This window comes from Pseudomonas sp. Irchel s3b5 (assembly GCF_900187435.1).
Classification (GTDB): domain Bacteria; phylum Pseudomonadota; class Gammaproteobacteria; order Pseudomonadales; family Pseudomonadaceae; genus Aquipseudomonas.
Genome location: NZ_FYDY01000004.1, coordinates 267,290 through 285,805, shown reverse-complemented (window position 1 = coordinate 285,805; position 18,516 = coordinate 267,290). Strand labels below are relative to the sequence as shown.

The 18,516-nt window shown below is 58.7% G+C and carries 15 protein-coding genes and 1 pseudogene; 7 read left to right on the top strand and 9 right to left on the bottom strand.

Annotation, left to right across the window (positions count from 1 at the left end; translation table 11 throughout):
• A complete protein-coding gene (locus CKW15_RS07150; protein ID WP_095057954.1) occupies positions 1–1,611 on the top strand; it encodes an FAD-dependent oxidoreductase in 1,611 nt (536 codons plus the stop codon).
• Between the two features lie 54 nt (positions 1,612–1,665).
• Here CKW15_RS07150 and CKW15_RS07145 read toward each other — a convergent pair whose 3' ends face one another.
• Both CKW15_RS07145 and CKW15_RS07140 read right to left on the bottom strand, forming a co-directional pair.
• On the bottom strand, positions 1,666–2,760 hold the full coding sequence (locus tag CKW15_RS07145) for a LacI family DNA-binding transcriptional regulator (protein ID WP_095057955.1): 1,095 nt from the start codon (positions 2,758–2,760) through the stop codon (positions 1,666–1,668).
• 62 nt (positions 2,761–2,822) lie between these two features.
• Positions 2,823–3,950 carry an MFS transporter gene (locus tag CKW15_RS07140; RefSeq protein WP_095057956.1) on the bottom strand — a complete coding sequence of 376 codons (1,128 nt, stop codon included), beginning with the start codon at positions 3,948–3,950 and terminating at the stop codon, positions 2,823–2,825.
• Between the two features lie 305 nt (positions 3,951–4,255).
• Between CKW15_RS07140 and CKW15_RS07135 the strand changes: the two genes are divergently transcribed.
• Positions 4,256–5,527, top strand: coding sequence for an MFS transporter (locus CKW15_RS07135; RefSeq protein WP_095057957.1), 1,272 nt, complete (start codon positions 4,256–4,258; stop codon positions 5,525–5,527).
• Here CKW15_RS07135 and CKW15_RS07130 read toward each other — a convergent pair.
• Together CKW15_RS07130 and CKW15_RS07125 are read right to left on the bottom strand one after the other, a co-directional pair.
• Entirely contained in the window at positions 5,524–5,727 is a 204-nt protein-coding gene (locus CKW15_RS07130; protein WP_143498389.1) for a hypothetical protein, read from the bottom strand. The genes CKW15_RS07135 and CKW15_RS07130 overlap by 4 nt on opposite strands.
• A gap of 16 nt (positions 5,728–5,743) precedes the next feature.
• Positions 5,744–7,462, bottom strand: coding sequence for a diguanylate cyclase (locus tag CKW15_RS07125; RefSeq protein ID WP_095057959.1), 1,719 nt, complete (start codon positions 7,460–7,462; stop codon positions 5,744–5,746).
• Between the two features lie 699 nt (positions 7,463–8,161).
• Here CKW15_RS07125 and CKW15_RS07120 point away from each other — a divergent pair.
• The 4 genes from CKW15_RS07120 (at position 8,162) to CKW15_RS07105 (ending at position 11,727) form a co-directional block, all read left to right on the top strand.
• Positions 8,162–9,067: a LysR substrate-binding domain-containing protein gene (locus CKW15_RS07120; RefSeq protein WP_095057960.1), complete on the top strand. Its 906-nt coding sequence runs from the start codon at positions 8,162–8,164 to the stop codon at positions 9,065–9,067.
• Between the two features lie 247 nt (positions 9,068–9,314).
• On the top strand, positions 9,315–10,061 hold the full coding sequence (locus CKW15_RS07115) for an SDR family NAD(P)-dependent oxidoreductase (RefSeq protein ID WP_095057961.1): 747 nt from the start codon (positions 9,315–9,317) through the stop codon (positions 10,059–10,061).
• Positions 10,062–10,072: 11 nt separating this feature from the next.
• Positions 10,073–10,366, top strand: coding sequence for an antibiotic biosynthesis monooxygenase (locus CKW15_RS29035; protein ID WP_095057962.1), 294 nt, complete (start codon positions 10,073–10,075; stop codon positions 10,364–10,366).
• Between the two features lie 104 nt (positions 10,367–10,470).
• The gene (locus CKW15_RS07105) at positions 10,471–11,727 is read left to right on the top strand and encodes a serine hydrolase (RefSeq protein ID WP_095057963.1); all 1,257 of its coding nucleotides are present in this window, start codon (positions 10,471–10,473) and stop codon (positions 11,725–11,727) included.
• 241 nt (positions 11,728–11,968) lie between these two features.
• Here CKW15_RS07105 and CKW15_RS07100 read toward each other — a convergent pair whose 3' ends face one another.
• Positions 11,969–13,027: a 3-keto-5-aminohexanoate cleavage protein gene (locus CKW15_RS07100; protein WP_095151927.1), complete on the bottom strand. Its 1,059-nt coding sequence runs from the start codon at positions 13,025–13,027 to the stop codon at positions 11,969–11,971.
• A gap of 317 nt (positions 13,028–13,344) precedes the next feature.
• Here CKW15_RS07100 and CKW15_RS07095 point away from each other — a divergent pair.
• Positions 13,345–13,880: pseudogene (locus CKW15_RS07095) on the top strand (transposase); the annotation flags it as partial.
• Positions 13,881–13,993: 113 nt separating this feature from the next.
• Here the strand turns inward: CKW15_RS07095 and CKW15_RS07090 are convergent.
• The 4 genes from CKW15_RS07090 to CKW15_RS07075 form a co-directional block, all read right to left on the bottom strand.
• Positions 13,994–14,740, bottom strand: coding sequence for a 2-keto-4-pentenoate hydratase (locus tag CKW15_RS07090; protein WP_095151926.1), 747 nt, complete (start codon positions 14,738–14,740; stop codon positions 13,994–13,996).
• Positions 14,737–16,173 carry a dihydropyrimidinase gene (gene hydA, locus CKW15_RS07085; protein ID WP_095151925.1) on the bottom strand — a complete coding sequence of 479 codons (1,437 nt, stop codon included), beginning with the start codon at positions 16,171–16,173 and terminating at the stop codon, positions 14,737–14,739. Before hydA ends, CKW15_RS07090 begins: the two co-directional genes overlap by 4 nt.
• Positions 16,174–16,283: 110 nt before the next feature.
• A complete protein-coding gene (locus tag CKW15_RS07080) occupies positions 16,284–17,417 on the bottom strand; it encodes an aminotransferase class V-fold PLP-dependent enzyme (protein ID WP_095151924.1) in 1,134 nt (377 codons plus the stop codon).
• Positions 17,418–17,594: 177 nt separating this feature from the next.
• Positions 17,595–18,491 carry an allantoinase PuuE gene (locus CKW15_RS07075; RefSeq protein WP_095057968.1) on the bottom strand — a complete coding sequence of 299 codons (897 nt, stop codon included), beginning with the start codon at positions 18,489–18,491 and terminating at the stop codon, positions 17,595–17,597.
• Between the last annotated feature and the right edge of the window lie 25 nt (positions 18,492–18,516).

Here is an 18,516-nt window from a genome sequence, read left to right as displayed (position 1 = left end):
ATGAGTGATGCATTGATTACGCATCATGCAGAGCTGAATCCACAATCGGGGGCGTCGCGCGAACCGCGCGCCCTCGACGTGGTGACACCTGATGCAGATGGCAATATCAATTGTGATGTGGTGATTATCGGCTCGGGCATGGGCGGTTCGACCTTTGCCCATGCGCTGCGTGACAGCGGACTGGACATTGTCATCGTTGAACGCGGTGATTTCCTGCCGCGAGAAATACAGAACTGGAGCACCGAATCGGTCTTCGGCCAAGGCCGTTATCGCAATGCCGAACAATGGCTGGACGAATCCAACCGACCCTTTTCACCAGGCGTTTTTTATTACGTCGGCGGCAACACCAAATTCTACGGCGCGATGCTGCCACGGTTTCGCGAAGCCGACTTTGCCGAAATCCAGCACGCCGAAGGCCTCTCCCCGGCCTGGCCGATCAGCTATGCGGACCTGGAGCCTTGGTACGCCGAGGCGGAAAAACTCTACCGCGTGCATGGCGCGGCAGGCGTAGATCCCAGCGAGCCCTGGCGCTCAGGCCCCTATCCAAGACCTGCGCTCAAACATGACCCTGCCCTGGCCTCCCTGGAGCAGAGCATGCGCCGGTCCGGGCTCAAGCCTTTTGTGATGCCGGCGGCAGTGGACTATGGCGATGGCGGTGACTGCGTACTGTGCTCAACCTGCGATGGGTACCCTTGCCTGCTGGACGCCAAGGCTGACGCAGAGACCAGCGCGTTGAGACCGGCCTTGCGCAGTGCAACCGTCAGGCTGTTGACCCGCACCACGATCAACCAACTGAAGACAGTGGCAGACGGGCGGACGGTCACTGAGGCCCACGGCCTGATCGAGGGTCGTGCCGTGACGCTGCGTGCCAAGCGCTTCGTACTGGCCTGCGGAGCCGTGAACAGCGCGGCGCTGTTGCTCAAGTCGGCCAACGATCAGCACCCCGAAGGCCTGGGCAACAGCTCAGGGCAAGTGGGTCGCAATTACATGGTGCACAACAGCACGTTCATGCTGGCGGTAGACCCCCGACGCAAGAACAAGGTGGTCTTCCAGAAGACCCTGGCCCTCAACGACTGGTACAGCGCCGGTGCGAACAATGTGTTCCCCCTGGGTAATGTGCAGATGCTGGGGAAAATTCGCGAACCCATGATCAGTTCCATGCGTCCGTGGCTGCCGAAATTCGCCTCGCGATACATCACCGATCACAGTGTCGACCTGTACCTGACGTCGGAAGACCTGCCCACCCAAGACAATCGGGTCACCTATGACGCGCAACGGGGTGCGATCAAGGTCCATTGGACACCCAACAACCTCAAAGCCCATGAAGGCCTGGTGAACAAGACCAGCCGTGTCATGCGAGCCGCGGGCTATCCGCTGATCCTCAAGGCGCGCATGGGCATTGCCACCAACTCGCATCAATGCGGTACGGCGGTCATGGGCAAGGACCCGGCGTCGAGCGTGCTGGACCTCAACTGCAAGATGCACGACCTGGACAATGTCTGGGTGGTCGACAGTTCGTTCTTCCCGTCCTCGGCCGCGGTCAATCCGGCACTCACCATCGCCGCCAACGCCCTGCGGGTCGCGGCGAACTTCAAACACGAAGTGTCCTGAGCGGCAAGCGCTGCGGTGTAGTGATTACACCGCAGCCTGATGCCATGAGCGCGGTTAAACGCCCGGTACCTTCTGGGTTGAACCACGCACGATCAGTTTGGTGGCGAAAATCTTCTGCTCAGGCTCAAGCCGGGTGTCGGCCGGTGCATTGAGCTGCTCGGTCAAAAGCCTCGCGGCGTAGACGCCCTTCTCCACCATGGGTTGGCCAATAGTCGTCAGGCCCAATTGCACCGCTTCGGGAATGTCGTCGAAACCGATCACCGACAGGTCTTGCGGAACCTTGCGATTGAGCGCGTGAGCCGTCTTCATGCAAGCGATCGCCATCACATCGGAACAGGCCACCACCGCCGTGACGTCGCTGGACGTCAGCAGGGTGAACGCGGCCGCTTGCCCGGACGTCGAATCCAGTCCACCTGCTTCGATAATGCTCAGGTCCTCGAATGCCAGGCCCGCCGCATTCGCCGCCTCGACGTAGCCGGTCAGCCGCTCCCTGACAATGCGCTCACTGGCATGCTTGAAACGCTGCGGATCGATCGGACCGCGATAACCATCAGGGTTCAGACGGTCAATGATGATCCCTATTTTGCGGTGCCCCAGATCCAGCAAGTGCTGCACCTGAGTGCGGGCGGCCCCACGGTCATCGATCCCGACAAAAAAAGCACCTTCCACCAGCGGCGAATCGATCACCACAAACGGAATGTTCTGTTTCACCACCGCCAGTACCGCAGGGTGGTCATCGGGCAGGGTCGAGATGATCAAGCCATCAACCAACCCTCGCAGCGCCAGGCTGCCGTGATTGGCTGCCGGTGTCCGACCGACCAACCGGTTGTTGTTGAGAGGGAACAACGTCAGCGCAACGTTCTCCAGTTCGCCCACCTCGCTGATCCCGCGCAGCAAGGCAACGGTGCAAGGGTCGGCGAACGCCAGGGACAACTTGTCCATCATCATCAACCCGATCGCCCCGATCTTGCCCGAGCGAAGGCTCCGGCCAAGCACATTGGGTCCCGGGTAGCCCAGCGACGCGGCTACGGCAAGGATATGCTCACGTTGGGCCTCGGACAGCTTGGATGGGCGATTGTAAGCGTAAGACACCGCAGGCTGAGACACCCCCGCCGCCAGTGCTACATCTTTCATTGAAACGGATGCCATCGCTTGCTTCCCAACCTAGTTGAAAACCTCGTGCGAGGTCAGTGATAAAAAACGCCACGCGCTCAGTGTAACTGTTGAGGCGAAACCTTCGGAACCAGTCGAGTGGCAGTGACAAGGACCGCGATCATCAGCGCGGCAACGACGAGCAGCGCCAGGGGCAGGCTGCTGGCATGGGCGACAAACCCGATGGCGGCCGGGCCCATTAAAATCCCGAGGTAACCCAGGCTGGTGGCAGCGGCAATGGCCAGTTCGCCAGGCATGGTCTTTTGCGCACCTGCCAGCGACAAATAAACCGGAGCGATGTTGGCCAGACCGGCGCCAATCACCGCAAACCCCACCAGGTTCAACAGCCAGTCATTGGCCAACACGACCATCGCGAACCCCAACATGACCACGAGTCCACCGCCAATCAGCACCACCCGTGCCCCCAGCTTCAGCAGTATCCGGTCACCGTTCAATCGCCCCAGCGCCATCATCACTGCAAACACGGCGTAACCCAGGCCGGCCAGAGAATGCTGGACGCCTCGCTCGTCAGCCAGGAACACCGCGCTCCAGTCGAGAATCGCCCCTTCGGCCAGGAAGGCGAACAGACACAGCATGCCCAGCAGTAAAACCTTTCGGGTCGGCCGGACAAAAATCGGGCTGCCTTCGTCACCGCTGCGCCCCAGCAACTGACGGCCATGGGTCAGGACGAAGGCGACCAGGATTACCATGACCGCACTGCTGGCCATCAACGGCGTGGCGCCCAGCCATAACAACGCGGTAATACCTGCCGCACTGATAATCGCGCCGAGGCTGAACAGGCCATGGAAACCGGACATGAGTGAACGTCCCGTCGCGCGCTCGACCATCACGCCCTGAACGTTCATGGTCACGTCGACCGACCCGCACCCTGCCCCAAATACCACCAAGGCGAACATCAAACCGATAAAGGAATGAGTCGTCGCCAACAAAGGCAAGGTCAGCAGCACCAGCGCAATGCCCACGTGCATCGTAAAACGACAGCCCCGGCGCGCGTTGAGAATGCCGGCCAGTGGCATCATCACCAACGAGCCCAAGCCCAGGCACAGCAACAGCAGCCCCAGGGCCGCGTCGTCAACCCCAGCCCGGCTGCGCGCATAGGGCACCAGGGGCGCCCAGGCACCCATACACAGCCCTGACAACAGGAACGTCGATCGATAGGCCAACATATGAGGCATGGCGCACGGCAGTAGCAATTCTTGAGACGACACGAAAACCTCTGTGCTCGGATCAATTCAAGTTATACGTATAACCCAAATTGACCTGTTCGACCACAGGCCACGTTAAAAACTGATCGCCCCGCCGAGCATATCTGCATGCCAGATGTCACCTGAATGGCAATCGCCTCCCAGAAACAGTTGACATCAATGCCGTCACCGATGTTATTTTTGAATGAGTTATACGTATAACTCTAGTACGACTCAGCTTTTGCATGAACACCCCCCACAAAAACAACAGGGACAAATGCAGCGTGATGAATAACGTTCAAAAAACACCGATCCCCACACGCATCCGCAAGGCGCGTATTGCGACCTTCCTCGGCTTCATGATGATCGGCGCAATGATGTACATCTGGTCGACCGGGGTGAGTGTCTTCAGGACACAACTGGGTTTTACCGGTGAGCTGGGTGATGCCAACTTCGGCCTGATCGCGCTCGGGGTCGGCGTCGGCTCAGCGGCGGGAGCCCTGCTGGTCGGCCGTTTGCTGGACAGCTTCGGTGCAAAACCGGTGATCACCTTCTGCGCCCTTGCCTACCCTCTGTCCATCATTCCGTTGGGTTTCGTCAGCGGTTTCTGGTTTGCAATGAGTTTTGGCGTGGTGCTGGGTTTGCTGCGCGGCGCGCTGGATACCGCGTTGAATGCCCATGGTGTGCAAGTCGAGCGGTTTTATCGGCGCTCGATCATGTCCGGCTTCCACGCGTTCTATTCGCTGGGTGGTTTTCTGCTCGGGATGGCCTGCAGTTGGCTGACGGGTTTCTACACCGACAGCGTCAAGGTGCCGTTTACCGTGCTGGGCATCGCCATGCTGATCGTCGGCTGTGTGTTCAGCCGCTGGCTGCTGGGCAAGCATGACGTTCCCGACGCGGCTTCAGGCGACTGGCAAACAGACGCTCAGTCAGCGGAGGAAATCGGCAAGGGTCCATCGACCAAAACGCTGTTGGTGATGATTGCACTTGGCGCACTGTTGTTGGGCAGCATGATGGGTGAAAACGCGATTGCCGACTGGGGCCAGGAATACATTCGCCGCGAGTTCTCGACCTCGACGTCCACCGCAGGCATGGCGGTGTCGATATTCGTCGGTGCGGCGTTCATCGGGCGCCTGTTCGGCGACCGGCTGGCGGCGGCCTTTGGTAACGCTCAAGTGGTGTTCGCCTGCGGCACAGTCTGTGTACTGGGCATGACCCTCACCATCGTTGGCGGCACGGTCGTTACCGGCATTCTCGGCTTTGCGTTGTTCGGTCTCGGACTTTCCTGCATCGCGCCGCTGATGATTTCCGCAGCCGGACGCCGGGACCCACAACATGCCGGTCGCAACATCGGCATCGTCAATTGCATCGGCTTCTCCGGCATGCTCGTGGGACCCGCAGCCATCACCGTGATCGTCAGCCATTTCGGCCTGGAGTCACTGATGTTTTTCCCATTGATCATGCTTGGCCTGCTCGCAACATTTGGCCCGCTGCTGATGAGAGCGCCAAAAACCGCCAAGGGCGTCAAACAGTCCGCCGCAAGCACCACCCGCGCCTAGATCATCGGCGAACTGCTGACGATACGCAGCGCCGGGGGGGCTATCTGCCGACTGACCGCAATATCGTCGGCGCCACGATGAATCCAGCGGGTATCGCCATCGCCCTTCAGGTGCTTTTTTGCTTCAGGGGAATACTGGCGGTATTCCGCATCCAGCAAGAGGTCTTTATCAAGATCAAAGGGCAGCGCCCACAGGCTCATGCCGTTGCACCACATCCTATGCTGCTTCCGGCGGCAGAGGGGCAAACACCTCGACGGCATTCCTGCCGCCCTTCTTGACGCGGTACATGGCTTCGTCGCCATAGCGCAGCAAATCGCGCAAATTGTCAGCCAGGTCGGGAAATATCACCACGCCAATGCTTGATGAAATGGAGAGTGTTACACCGTTATCCATGACAAAAGGTTGTTCAAGTACCAGGCGGATTTTCTCGGCGACCACAACGGCATCTTCTGCATTTCGGGCATCCGGCAGGAGAATGACGAATTCATCACCGCCAATGCGCGAGGCGGTATCAGACTCGCGCAGCACAGACCCCATACGGGATGCGACCTGGGCCAATAACCAATCTCCGGCCTCATGCCCGTGTTGGTCATTGACCGCCTTGAACTTGTCCAGGTCAATAAACAGTAACGACAGCTTGCGTTTTTCCCGCTTGGCGAGCGCGATCAGTTGTCCCAGCCGATCTTCCATCATTCGGCGGTTCGGCAAACCGGTCATTCGGTCGTAGAAAGCCAGTTTGCGGATGGCTTCCTCAGCAACCTTACGCTCAGTGATGTCCATGGCGATGCCAATCATTGCGGGTCGACCGTTAAGAGACATACTCGATCCGTATACCGCCAGATCGAACAACGATCCATCTATCCTGCGGGCTCGGTATTCGCTGGCCAGGCCCTCGATCCCGCCATCTGGGCTCAAGCGTTTTTGCAGATTGTCATTGAGTAGATCGTGATCACCTTCCGCCACCAGATCGAACACGCTCAGCGATTCAACGAGCTTATGTTGCTCAACGCCGAACATCTGAGCGATTCGTGTATTGGCAAACACTAATTTGTGATCCTGGATGATGTAGATGCCGACTGCTGAAGTTTCCGCCACGCCGCGAAACATCGATTCAGCACGCATGAGGTTCAGGTGTTCCTGCTCGAGGTTGCCAACCAGGGTACCGATCCGCTTTGCGGAGTCATTAAAGGCATCCGCCAACTGACCCACCTCATCATTGGGCCAGTGTTCGATATGGACTTGATAGTTGCCGTTTGCCAGTTCGCGACTGCCCTGCGCGAGCCTCAGCACCGGACGAACGAAGCTTCGCCGGACAATCAGCCACGTCCCTCCCAGGAACAGTATGTCTATCACCAACAACAGATAAGCTATATTCAGCTCGACTTCCTGCTCGCGGTGCATCTCCTTTATCAGTGAGATCATCAGCTGATCGACATCGTCGAGCAAACGTTGTGAATTCTCGGCAAGCGCGCCTATCTGCCTTGCCTCCGGAGGGAAGTTACCGTCGCGCAGCAGCGCCGACTCGATATCTTCGCGGTAGCGCTGCCAGGCGATGCTGATCTCTTCTAATTTGAGCTGCTGTGGCGGTGTCATTTGCCGTATCTGATCGCTATTTGTGTTTCCTCGGTGCATCAGCGTACTGACCGCATCCTCATAGCTCTTGATGTCTGACATCGCAGCCTCCTTGCCGGGAGACCATCCGTTCAAAAAGCTGCTGGTGTTGAGCGCCATCCGGTGACCCAGGTAACGCATTTTGCCCGCAACCCGCATCGTTTCGTCAAAACCGGTGAATTCCGCGAACATGGCGTGCACGACCAGGATGTTGCCAAGCCCGAGCATCAGCAGCGCCAGGAACACAATCCCGATTTTCTTGCCAAGTCCAAAACGGGGCACGGTGGAGGGGCTGGAAGGGCTGGGCTTAAGTTCTTCTGTCATGTTTTTTTGACTCGTTCTCAAGCTGGCTGGACTAGCACCTGAGAGGCAGTTCGTTCATCCCTATGAGCCAGAAACAGGTACTGAAAATAGATATAGCACTTAGCCAGCAAACCACCAAACCAAGACGGCGTTTATCAGACGTAAACAGACGTTGCGGCAGGCCACAACCTGTCAGCTGACATCACAATTCTCGCGCTCCTCTTACCGTTCTGCGTCGGCTTAGCCAAGAGCTGCCATAGTAGGGCATCTATTCAACAAAACCGCTCTGAAATAGGTTGAGTCGCCCGCCGATGAACGATGAAAAACGCTGAAAATTTATGAAAGGCCCCCTTTAAACGCCGCCCCTTACTTGTCTCACAGCCCACCGGGGCTTGGTTCAGACTGAATCGCCCCGGGTTTCGTAGACACCTCCACGCCTCAAAATGAGGCCAATTAGGAGGTGCCATGAGCAAACCGCGTTACCCCGGCCCCGTGCATATCCGATCAAAATGATTACCTATGCCTGTTGCCAAGCACGCGTGCATCGCAATACGTTTGTGCAAGCCGTTCGTGGCAGGTCCCGCAAACGAGGAGAGCCAGAGCGCAGCAACCGAAAAGTACCTCTCCAATTCACATAGACAGGCATCACTCGCAGGATCGCTTTCAGTGCGGGCCCTTTGACAGCGGCTGCTGAACCTACATTCTTTTATCGAGATACCGATGCTTGATCTCAACGACCTGTACTACTTTAAGCTCCTTGCAGAACGTGGCAGCTTCACTGCTGCGGCGGAAATTCTTTCCATACCGACCGGTACACTAAGCCGCAGGCTGAAAGCCCTGGAAAACCATCTCGGCCTGCGCCTGATTGACCGCACCACTCGCCGGTTCGCTCTCACCGAGGCCGGCGAACAGCTCTATCTCTACGCCCGGAAAATTGTCGAACAGACCGAGTCGGCCGAAGCTCATCTGCGCGGCGTGTTGGGCGAACCCGCAGGGCGTGTCCGGATGACCTGCCCGCAAGGGGTCCTGCGTTCGCTGCTTGCGCCACTGCTGCCGGAATTCCTTGCCCGCTATCCCCAAGTCAGCGTCGACATCATCGCAAGCAGCCGTTACACCGATCTAATTGCAGACGGCTTTGATCTTGGCCTGCGTTCGCATGAACAGGACCTGGTCGAGTCGTCGATGGTCGCGCGCCAACTGGCCACCTTGCAGATGGTGCTGGTAGCCAGCCCCCACTACTTTGGCGAGCGTCGGACTGCCAATCCTACAGATGTAGATGGAGTCGACGGTCTTCACCTGGCGACGCATAGCAGCTTAAGCGTCTGGACGTTGCGGGGGCCGGGCGAAGAACAGGCCACGGTACGGTTAAAAAACCGTCTCGGCTCAGACGATGTTTCGCTGCTCAAGGCAGCAGCTATTGCAGGCCAGGGCGTTGCCGTCGTGCCACTGCATACCTGCCGGACGGAACTGGCCGATGGAACGCTCGTGCGGGTCCTTCCCCAATGGGAGGTTTCTCGACGAACATTGAGCTTGATCCTGCCCTCCGCCAGAGGGCTGATGCCAGCGGTTCGGGCCTTTGCCGATTTTCTGATCGAGCGTTTGCCCAGCGCGGTTGAAGGACCGTAGCCGTAATGTCAAATCGGGGGAGATTTCTTCCCTAGGGAAAAAATCTTTCTCGTTTCCCCGTCTTATTCCCATTACATGTTCAAACGTACCCTACGGGCTCTTTCATTCTGGATGCCGGCGGATCATAGAGTCATCGCCGTTGAAGTCCGGTGAATTCCCGATGCGCTAGCCATTCCGTTGGCCCCTTGGTCTTGGTTGTATCCAGCGCATAGATGAGCCAGAAGCAACCTATCTTCAGGAGCAAATGATGAAGCTTGTAAACAGAATTGCGGTTGTTACCGGAGGCTCACGTGGCATCGGCGCTGCCATCGCCCGAAAGCTCGCAGCTGAGGGCGCAATCGTTGCGGTTGTCTATCAATCCGGATTCGATCAGGCACAGTCGGTGGTTCGGGCGATCAGGGAGGCGGGGGGAGCGGCAGAGGCTTTTGCTGCGGATGTAGCGGACGCATCCGCTGTGCGCAGTGCTATCGACATGATCGTCGCGCGTTTTGGCCGCATCGATATTCTGGTGAACAACGCCGGCATTTTCGAGGGACGCAATTTTGCGGACATCGATGCGGACCATGTGAGCCGGCTCTTTGCCGTCAACATGAGTAGCGTATTGCACATGATGCAGGCAGCGGTTCCGCATTTTCCGTCCACCGGCGGGCGCGTTGTGAACGTCTCGACTAACTTGATCTATTCCCCCCGTCCAGGTACGGCCATTTATGCAGCCAGCAAGGCGGCAGTGTCCGTATTGACAAATGGTTTTGCAAAGGAACTCGGCGCGCGTGGGATCACGGTGAATGCGGTAGCGCCCTCGATGACCAGCACGGACATGACTGCGGCGACGCCCGACGTGCGTCGGCAAGCGGTGATCGCAGCGACACCCGCAGCGCGTATCGGTGAGCCCGAGGACATCGCGGACGTGGTCGTATTCCTTGCTTCGGACGAATCGCGCTGGATCACGGGGCGCACGCTCCTGACCGATGGCGGCTTGACTGACTCACTTTGAGTTGAACAGTTATGTATGTTCTCACGGTAGAGCTAAAGATCCGGTCTGAGCGTCTCGCGGACTTTCTGCACGAGCTGTCGAATTTGCGCACGCTGATCGAACGTGAGCCTGACTGCCTGGGGTTTGACGTGCTGCAGAGCGAGGATTGTCCCCATCATGTGTTACTCGTTGAAACATGGAGTAGTCGAGCATATTTTGAAAATGTACAGATGAAACGTCCCTATTACGCCCTCTATTTTGCGCGAGTCCATCCTATGTGGAACGCGGAGCGTCAACTGCATCACTGGTCCGCGGTCGCCCCTTGACGACGTGATCCCAGGGTCCGCAGGCCGCCGGGGAAGCGTTTTTTAGCATGTTACTTGCGGATGTTATTTGTTCAACCACAAAAACCATAATAAGGAAATCTTTCATGTTGCACTCTGATCATTCATCAATCGCTGAGCGACGCCGTGTTCAGGCGGTGACGTGCGTTTCGGCACTGGTGCTGTCGTTAATAGTTTGTTCGAGCCACGCGGATACAACGAAGCCCTACCGCCATGCACAGGAGCCGATTGGTGACGTCGAGACTATGTACAACGGCAAGCTCAGCGAAGACATGGCCGTTAACACCTTCCGCAACATTGATCGCTTGTTCCCTGTGCGCACCATCAAGGCCGGCGGTCATCCCTTTCCATTACCGCGCAGCGGCCAGCCGCTCGGGCCAGTTGCCTTTGACTACAAAGGTAAGCAATACAGCCTCGATGACTACGTCACGCTTAACCATGTAACGGGTCTGTTGGTGCTCAAGGACGGTAAAGTCGTTACTGAACGCTATGAAAAGGGCAATACCGCGGACACCCGGTGGATGTCGATGTCGGTGGCCAAGTCCATCACCTCGACGCTGGTGGGCGCAGCGTTGCAAGACGGTTCGATCAAAAGCCTGGATGACAAAGTAACCAAATACCTGCCTTCACTGGCTGGCAGTGGTTACGAACAGGCGACGGTACGCCAGGTGCTGGCCATGCGCTCTGGGGTCAAGTGGAGTGAGAAATACGCGGATCCGACCTCAGACCGGCGAATGATGCTCAAGCTGCAAATCGCGCAAGTACCCGGCTCGGCACTCAAGTACATGGCCACACGGCCAAGCATCGCGACCCCAGGTACGCTGACCAACTACAGCACCGGGGAAACACAAGTACTGGGGCAATTGGTCAGCGCCGCCACGGGCAAGCCATTGGCGAATTACTTGAGTGAAAAAATCTGGGCACCGTATGGCATGCAAAGCGACGCCAACTGGTGGCTCGACGGCCCCAATGGCAATGAGGTGGGCGGCAGCGGTATCAGTGCGACGCTTGAAGATTACGGGCGCTTCGGACAGTTCGTACTCAGCGGCGGCAAGGCCGGCGACAAGCAGGTACTGCCCAAAGACTGGATGAGTTTCGTCAGTACAACCACTGGCGCGGATGCGGCATATGGCGACTTTGCTTCCATGTGGTGGCCTGCCTGGACAGAGGCTTCGAAGGCAGATAAAGCGTTCACCGCTGCCGGCATTTTTGGTCAGTACGTCTACATCAATCCAACCCACAATGTGGTGATTGTGGTGTGGCAAGCACAGACCAAATCCACCGGTGGCGAGGTCATCGACGACATGGTCGCCTTTGACGCCATCACCAAGGCCGCTCAATAAGCGCAATGCTGTTCGCTTAAGGATTGAATCCGGTAAGCGAAGTGAAACCCTTGTGGCAGTTGTCGAGCCTCAGCGAGGCTGCAATAGCGGTGGGCAAGGCAACATCTATGTTTGCCACGCCAGCCCCATCGCAGCCTGGCTGGGGCTCGACAACTCCCACCTTTTGTTCATAGTTCATGAGCGAATGGGGCCGGACTCATCCATCCAGTCCAGCCCCATATTCGCGCCCTCACAAAATGGCTCAGACCTTCTTGCGCAAGAACCCTTGCTGGGCACCGTTGCGGTTAGGCGCGAAGCCATTGGCCTCCAGGCTTTCTTCCACAGTGTCATAGAACACGCCGATCTTGCTGATCTCGCGCGCCTGCTGGGCGGTGGCGATCGGGCGACCGAACTCGCGGGAAATGCGCACCAGTTGCTCGATCTGCTCAACGGTGGACATTTTATCCGTTTGCGCCTGGTTCCAGAGGTTATCCTCGATGCCGCAGCGCACGTGCAGGCCCATCGCAATGCCCATCATGTTGACCGGCAGCACGTTACGCGTCGAGCTTTCCACGGTAAGCACTGCGCCGTCCGGCACGGCACGCACGATGTTGGCCAGGCTGTAGATGTTAGGCACGTCCATCCCGCCGCCGATCGCCACCCAGTTCATGACCAGCGGGCCCTTGTAGATGCCGCGGCGCATCAGGCGCTCGACCGAGTCGAAGCTATTGATGTTGTAGCACTGGAAGGCACTCTGGATGCCCGCGGCCGTTAGGCGTCGCACGTGCTCTTCCACCCAGCCCGGCTGCGCCGGCACCGTCATTTCCTTGTAGGCGCTGTAGACAGCAGGGTCTTCCATCGAGGTGCCCTTGATGTCGGCGTCATCCCAGTGCTCGACGACGTTCATCTGCGAGGTGTTCACGGTGACCGTAACCTGGTCTGGCTTGGGATCGAGTTCGGCCAGCATATGGCGCGTATCGTCGCTCAACCACTTGGCCGCGGCGCCCTCGGTTTCCGGCGCAAAGCTGATCGAGCCGCCGACTTGAATAATCATCTCTGGAACGGCTTCACGCACACCGGCGATCAGTTCGTTGAACTTCGACAGGCGCTTGGAGCCCTTGCCGTCCAGTTCACGCACGTGCAAATGCAGCACGGTAGCCCCAGCGTTGTAGCAATCCACGGCCTTCTGCACCTGGTCGGCCATGGACACCGGAATGTCCTCGGGGAAATCTGAAGGCTGCCACGACGGTGCATACGGCGCTGCAGTGATGATCAGAGGCTGCTGGTTCTCGACAAAGAGGTGGCCATCAAGGAAGTTCATATAGGGGTCTCTAAAATACTTATTATTGTTGAGCGGAACGTCAGCAAGGCTTGGTGCCGATTATGGTGGCGCGTTCCATCTTGCGATGACAGGGTAGGTATGTTGGCTGATTGGACTGTAAGCCGAGGGCCTGATCAGTCGCTTTTCATCAGGCGACAATGGCATTTCATTTCATGACATATGTTGCGAAAAGTGAATTTCTAGCATGGGCGCCGGTGGACCGGTTTTTAGTGTGGATTCAACCGGTGGGCGCAACACAACTAAATTCTGTGTAAGCAGAAGGAGTGTTGCAGATGAAGCAGAGACCTCGGATCTATTACAACTACGGCACTCGCTCAGAGCGGCGGTTACGCGAAGAGGCCCATTTGAACCTGGCGTATCACTGGTTTTGCCGGTTGAGCCTTTAAGACGAAGTACCCAATCACTCGACCTTTTCCAATAACCGCCATGGCCGTTTTCTGGGCAGTGATCTGTTTCGCTGGTTATTCAATGAAGTGCTGCGTCGCTGCATGGACGCTGGCCTTGTCAAGGGTGAAGGCTGTGCTGTGGACGCCTGCATCATCAAGGCGGATGAGAGTCGGCAGCGCGGCATACCGGGCGATGAACAGATCAACGGGAGCGATCCGGCCCTGAGCAGCCTCGCTGTGCGTGAATATCTTGAGGCACTCGACGAAGAGGCTCTGGCCGAAACACTGCCGAAGTGTTTGTCGCTGAATGATCCACAAGCCTGCTGGACCGCAGCTCCAGGTGGGCCCGCGTTCTACGCTTACTCCACGAATATCTGATCGATACCGAGCAAGGCGTCATCTTGGATGTGGAACCCACACCGGCTCATCGCACGGCGGAGGTCGAGAGAGGAGCCTGAAGGAGTGCCCCTAGGCAAGCCTCAAAAATCCACGCCTTTTAAGCAGGAGCAATACGTCGGCTCGCTCCGTAAACTGGAAATCAGCAAGCCGTTGAAACGCATCACGTCGACAAGGCAACCCGTCCTATCCCGGCAAACTCAACTTCCACTTGCACCCCGGCCGATGCCCAGTAGATGCCGGTCCAGCTACCAGTAGCCACCAGATCACCGGCTCGCAACGGGCTGCCCATTGCTGCAGCGTGACGCGCCAGCCATGGCAGCGAACTCAGCGGCTCACCGAATGGATGGCTGCCTACGCCGACGAACTCAGGCTCCCCGGCCACCCGCAACGTCACCTGTTGTCTTGACCAATCCGGCATTTCCCCCAACGTTTGCGCTGCACCAAGTATCAGCGCGCGGTTGAGTTGCTGGTCGGCCAGCCGAAGCAGTGGCGCGGCCTGGTCACCCTGCAGCCAGCGCGTGCCACACAGCTCGATGCCCGGCATCCACACATCGACCGCCGCACAGGCCATGGCCAGATCAGTGTGTTCGTCGAGGTCGCGGGACAGGCGCACGATCAGTTCTCCCTCGATCCCGAAACCGAAGGCATCGCCCGGAGGAACCTGCCAACCCGACGGGTGTACCGCCATTGCAGGTACTCCGGCGGTGCTGATCAGCCCTCCGGGCGCGCCACCCAGTTTCCAGGCCACTGGTGGCCCGGAGGCGAACCAGCCGAGGGCATCCGCTACCTGGTGCTGCACGGCATAGGCTTCGGCTTCGCTAGCCAGTTCCAGGGTTGGCAACGGTTGTTGGCGACCCTCACGCCAACCACGAATCAGGCTGGCGGCCACCTGCGCGACCGCACTCACAAATCCAGCTCGGTCTTGCGTCGGCGCAGTTGCGCGGGCGCCGGGCGCTCGCATGGCAGAAACCGGCCGCGACCCGCCTCACCGCGCGGCTCGCCGTCCCAGACCACCTCACCGCGAGACAGGGTCATGGCCGGCCAGGCGCTCAGCGTCATGCCGGCGTAAGGCGTGTAATCGACGTTGTGGTGCAGCATTTCGTTGCTCAGGTGAACCGACTCACCTTCGTTCCAGATCACCAGGTCGGCATCAGCACCAATGGCGATGCTGCCCTTGCGCGGATACAACCCATACAGCTTGGCGGCATTTGTGGAGGTCAGCGCGACAAAGCTTTGCGCGGTGATGCGCCCACTGCGCACGCCTTCGGACCAGAGCAGTGCCATGCGGGTTTCGACACCGGGAATGCCGTTGGCGATCTGGTCGAACGACACCTCTTCACCGTGGGCCTTCTTGCCATCCGGGCCATCGAAACGAAAGGGTGCGTGGTCGGACGAAAAAATCTCGAACGAGCCGTTCTCCAGGCCATCCCAGATCACCTGCTGGTTTGCGGCATCACGCGGCGGCGGGCTGCAGATGCACTTGGCACCTTCGAAGCTGTCGTCACACCCCAGCGAGTCAGCGGTCAGGAACAGGTACTGCGGGCAGGTTTCGGCGTACACCTTCAGCCCCAGGCTCTGGGCCCAGCGAATCTGTTCCACGGCCTCGCGACCCGACACGTGCACGATCAGGATCGGCACATCCACCAACTCGGCAAGGGCGATGGCACGATGGGTCGCCTCGCGCTCCACCAGCATCGGCCGCGACGCGGCGTGGTAGCGCGGTGCAGTCAGCCCGGCCGCCAGTAGTCGCTCGGTGAGCCAGGCGATGCAGTCGCTGTTCTCGGCGTGGAGCATCACCATGGCGCACTCACGACGCGCGACCGACAACATCTCGAGAATCTCCCGGTCGCCCAGTTTCAGCGCATCGTAGGTCATATAGATTTTGAACGAGGTATAGCCTTCAGCAATCAAGGCCGGCAGTTCTTCACGCAGCACCTGCGGGGTAGGATCGGTGACGATCAGGTGGAAGGCATAATCGATCACCGGTTTGTTGCCCGCCCGACGATGGTAGTCATCGACGGCAGAGCGCAGGCTTTCGCCCTTCTGCTGGCAGGCGAACGGGATGACGGTGGTGGTGCCGCCGCAGGCCGCCGAGACCGTGCCGCTGAAGAAGTCATCGGCCATCACCGAGCCGTCGCCCGTTGGCTGGTCGAGGTGCACGTGGCTGTCGATGCCACCGGGGGTGACATGCCGGCCTGCCGCGTCGATTTCCTGGAGACCATGCGCCAGATCCAGGCCAAGGGAGACGATGCGCCCATCACGAATGCCGATATCGCTGGTGAACGTGTCCGCGGCGGTTACCACGCGGGCGTTGCGAATCACCGTATCAAAAGGTTGCATACCAGCCCTCCTCCAGAAGTAACCGGCCCCGGCCGGTCAGGCGGCGCATGTCTACGCCCGTGCTTTTCAACATGTCCGGGACCACGGTGGTAACGGTGTCGAATACCCGCTTAGCTAACCATCACCTCGTCCAGCGCCTGCTCGAGGGTGCTGACGGTGCACTCGATATTGTGCAGCTTTTCGAGTCCGAACAGACCGATGCGGAAGGTCTGGAAGTCGGCCGGCTCGTCGCATTGCAACGGCACTCCAGCGGCGATCTGCAGGCCGTGGTCGGCAAATTTCTTGCCGCTCTTGATGTCGGCATCATCGGTGTAGCTCACCACGACGCCAGGGGCCTGAAAGCCGGCGGCGGCCACGCTTTTGAAGCCTTTGCCGGTCAACATTGCGCGCACCCGATCGCCCAGTGCCTGTTGCTCGCCGCGGACCTTGTCGAAACCGTAGGCTTGGGTCTCTTTCATCACTTCGTTGAATCGCGCAAGGGAATCACTGGGCATGGTCGCATGGTAGGCATGTCCGCCCTGTTCGTAGGCCTGCATGATCTGCAGCCACTTTTTCAGGTCGCAGGCGAAGCTGCTGCTTTGCGTCTGCTGAATGCGCTCGAGTGCCAAAGCACTGAACATCACCAGGGCGCAACAAGGGGAGGCGCTCCAGCCTTTCTGCGGTGCGCTGATCAGCAGGTCGACTGCGCATTTGTGCATATCAACCCAGATCGTGCCTGAGGCGATGCAGTCCAGCACGAACAGGCCACCCACCGCATGCACGGCGTCGCCGACGGCCCGCAGGTAGTCGTCGGGCAGGATAATCCCTGATGAGGTTTCAACGTGGGGGGCGAAGACAATCTGCGGCCTCGAAGCGGCAATGGCTGCCAGCACTTCGTCCAGAGGGGGTGGGGCGTAGGCAGCCTGGCGACCCGTGTCGATCGGTCGGGCTTTGAGCACCGTAGTGGCCGCCGGGATGTTGCCCATCTCAAGGATCTGGCTCCAGCGATAACTGAACCAGCCGTTGCGTATCACCAGGCATTGCTGGTCGGTGGCGAACTGTCGCGCCACCGCTTCCATGCCGAATGTGCCGCTGCCCGGGACCACCGCAACAGCCTGGGCGTTGTAGACCTGTTTCAGGGTCGTGGAAATGTTCTTCATCACACCTTGAAAGGACTGCGACATGTGGTTGAGCGAGCGGTCGGTGTAGACCACGGAGTACTCGACCAGCCCCTCAGGATCGATACTGGGATATAGCTTTGACATGGGGTGACTCCTTTGGCAGAGATGTCAGTGGTATCGACCCTGCCCTAAGCCTTGGCAAATGACAAGATTGCTCGGGATTGAATGGCGACTTCTGTCGAGCGGCTGGCTGTTCCCCCTGAACTCTTTCACCACAGTGGGGATAGCATCATTTTTTGATCCGGCGTGATTGCCACGCAATCACGCTCGTTCAAGCCAGGCACGGGCAATTTCTTCGCGCGTGGCAAACCAGACACCGCCGTGTTGCTTGGCAAACTCGATAAATTGCTTGATCGCCCTTACCCGCCCGGGACGGCCCACCATACGTGGGTGCAGTCCAATCGACATCATGCGGGGTCCGTCAGCCGACTCCTCATAAAGGACCTCGAAGCTTTCTTTCATGTATTCGAAAAAGTCCGATGCCTGCGAAAGCCCCGGAGAATTCCAGTAGCGGAAATCGTTCACGTCGGCGGTGTAAGGCACCACCAAGTGACGCTTACCTTCAACCTCGACAAAGTAGGGAACGTCGTCGTTGTAGGCATCGGAATCGTAGAGAAAACCGCCCTCTTCCGCGACCAGCCGTCGGGTGTTGACGCTGGCGCCATAGCGGCAATACCAGCCCACAGGGCGTTTGCCACAGGTGCGCTCGAACGATTCGATTGCCAGGCGCATGTGCTCACGCTCCTGTTCTTCGGTCAGGCGAAACACTTCCTCCCAGCGATATCCGTGGCTGCAAATTTCATGACCACCGGCTACCGCCGCACGGGCGACATCGGGGTTCTGCTCAAACGCCACTGCGCAGGCATGAAACGTCGCGCGAACCGATTGCTGGTCGAGAATATCCAGAATTCGCCAGATTCCGACGCGGGAACCGTACTCGTACATCGATTCCATTGCCAGATTGCGGGTGCCGTCGGGTATGGCGTAACTGCCCCATTCGGTCATCGACTCCTGGTCCGGGTCGCCCATGGCCAGCGAACGCTCGGAACCTTCTTCGTAGTTGATGACGAGGCTGACGGCCAAACGCGCACCATTGGGCCAAGTGCCTTGAGGGCGTTTTTTACCGTAACCGATCAAATCGCGGGCAGGTGAAACCATCGGAATGTACTCCTGAAATTCTGAC

Excerpts from the sequence above, each read along its gene's own strand:
- CKW15_RS07150 (WP_095057954.1), top strand. The coding sequence starts at position 1 with ATGAGTGATGCATTGATTACGCATCATGCAGAGCTGAATCCACAATCG.
- CKW15_RS07145 (WP_095057955.1), bottom strand. The coding sequence starts at position 2,760 with ATGGCATCCGTTTCAATGAAAGATGTAGCACTGGCGGCGGGGGTGTCT.
- CKW15_RS07140 (WP_095057956.1), bottom strand. The coding sequence starts at position 3,950 with ATGTTGGCCTATCGATCGACGTTCCTGTTGTCAGGGCTGTGTATGGGT.
- CKW15_RS07135 (WP_095057957.1), top strand. The coding sequence starts at position 4,256 with ATGAATAACGTTCAAAAAACACCGATCCCCACACGCATCCGCAAGGCG.
- CKW15_RS07130 (WP_143498389.1), bottom strand. The coding sequence starts at position 5,727 with ATGAGCCTGTGGGCGCTGCCCTTTGATCTTGATAAAGACCTCTTGCTG.
- CKW15_RS07125 (WP_095057959.1), bottom strand. The coding sequence starts at position 7,462 with ATGACAGAAGAACTTAAGCCCAGCCCTTCCAGCCCCTCCACCGTGCCC.
- CKW15_RS07120 (WP_095057960.1), top strand. The coding sequence starts at position 8,162 with ATGCTTGATCTCAACGACCTGTACTACTTTAAGCTCCTTGCAGAACGT.
- CKW15_RS07115 (WP_095057961.1), top strand. The coding sequence starts at position 9,315 with ATGAAGCTTGTAAACAGAATTGCGGTTGTTACCGGAGGCTCACGTGGC.
- CKW15_RS29035 (WP_095057962.1), top strand. The coding sequence starts at position 10,073 with ATGTATGTTCTCACGGTAGAGCTAAAGATCCGGTCTGAGCGTCTCGCG.
- CKW15_RS07105 (WP_095057963.1), top strand. The coding sequence starts at position 10,471 with ATGTTGCACTCTGATCATTCATCAATCGCTGAGCGACGCCGTGTTCAG.
- CKW15_RS07100 (WP_095151927.1), bottom strand. The coding sequence starts at position 13,027 with ATGAACTTCCTTGATGGCCACCTCTTTGTCGAGAACCAGCAGCCTCTG.
- hydA (WP_095151925.1), bottom strand. The coding sequence starts at position 16,173 with ATGCAACCTTTTGATACGGTGATTCGCAACGCCCGCGTGGTAACCGCC.
- CKW15_RS07080 (WP_095151924.1), bottom strand. The coding sequence starts at position 17,417 with ATGTCAAAGCTATATCCCAGTATCGATCCTGAGGGGCTGGTCGAGTAC.
- CKW15_RS07075 (WP_095057968.1), bottom strand. The coding sequence starts at position 18,491 with ATGGTTTCACCTGCCCGCGATTTGATCGGTTACGGTAAAAAACGCCCT.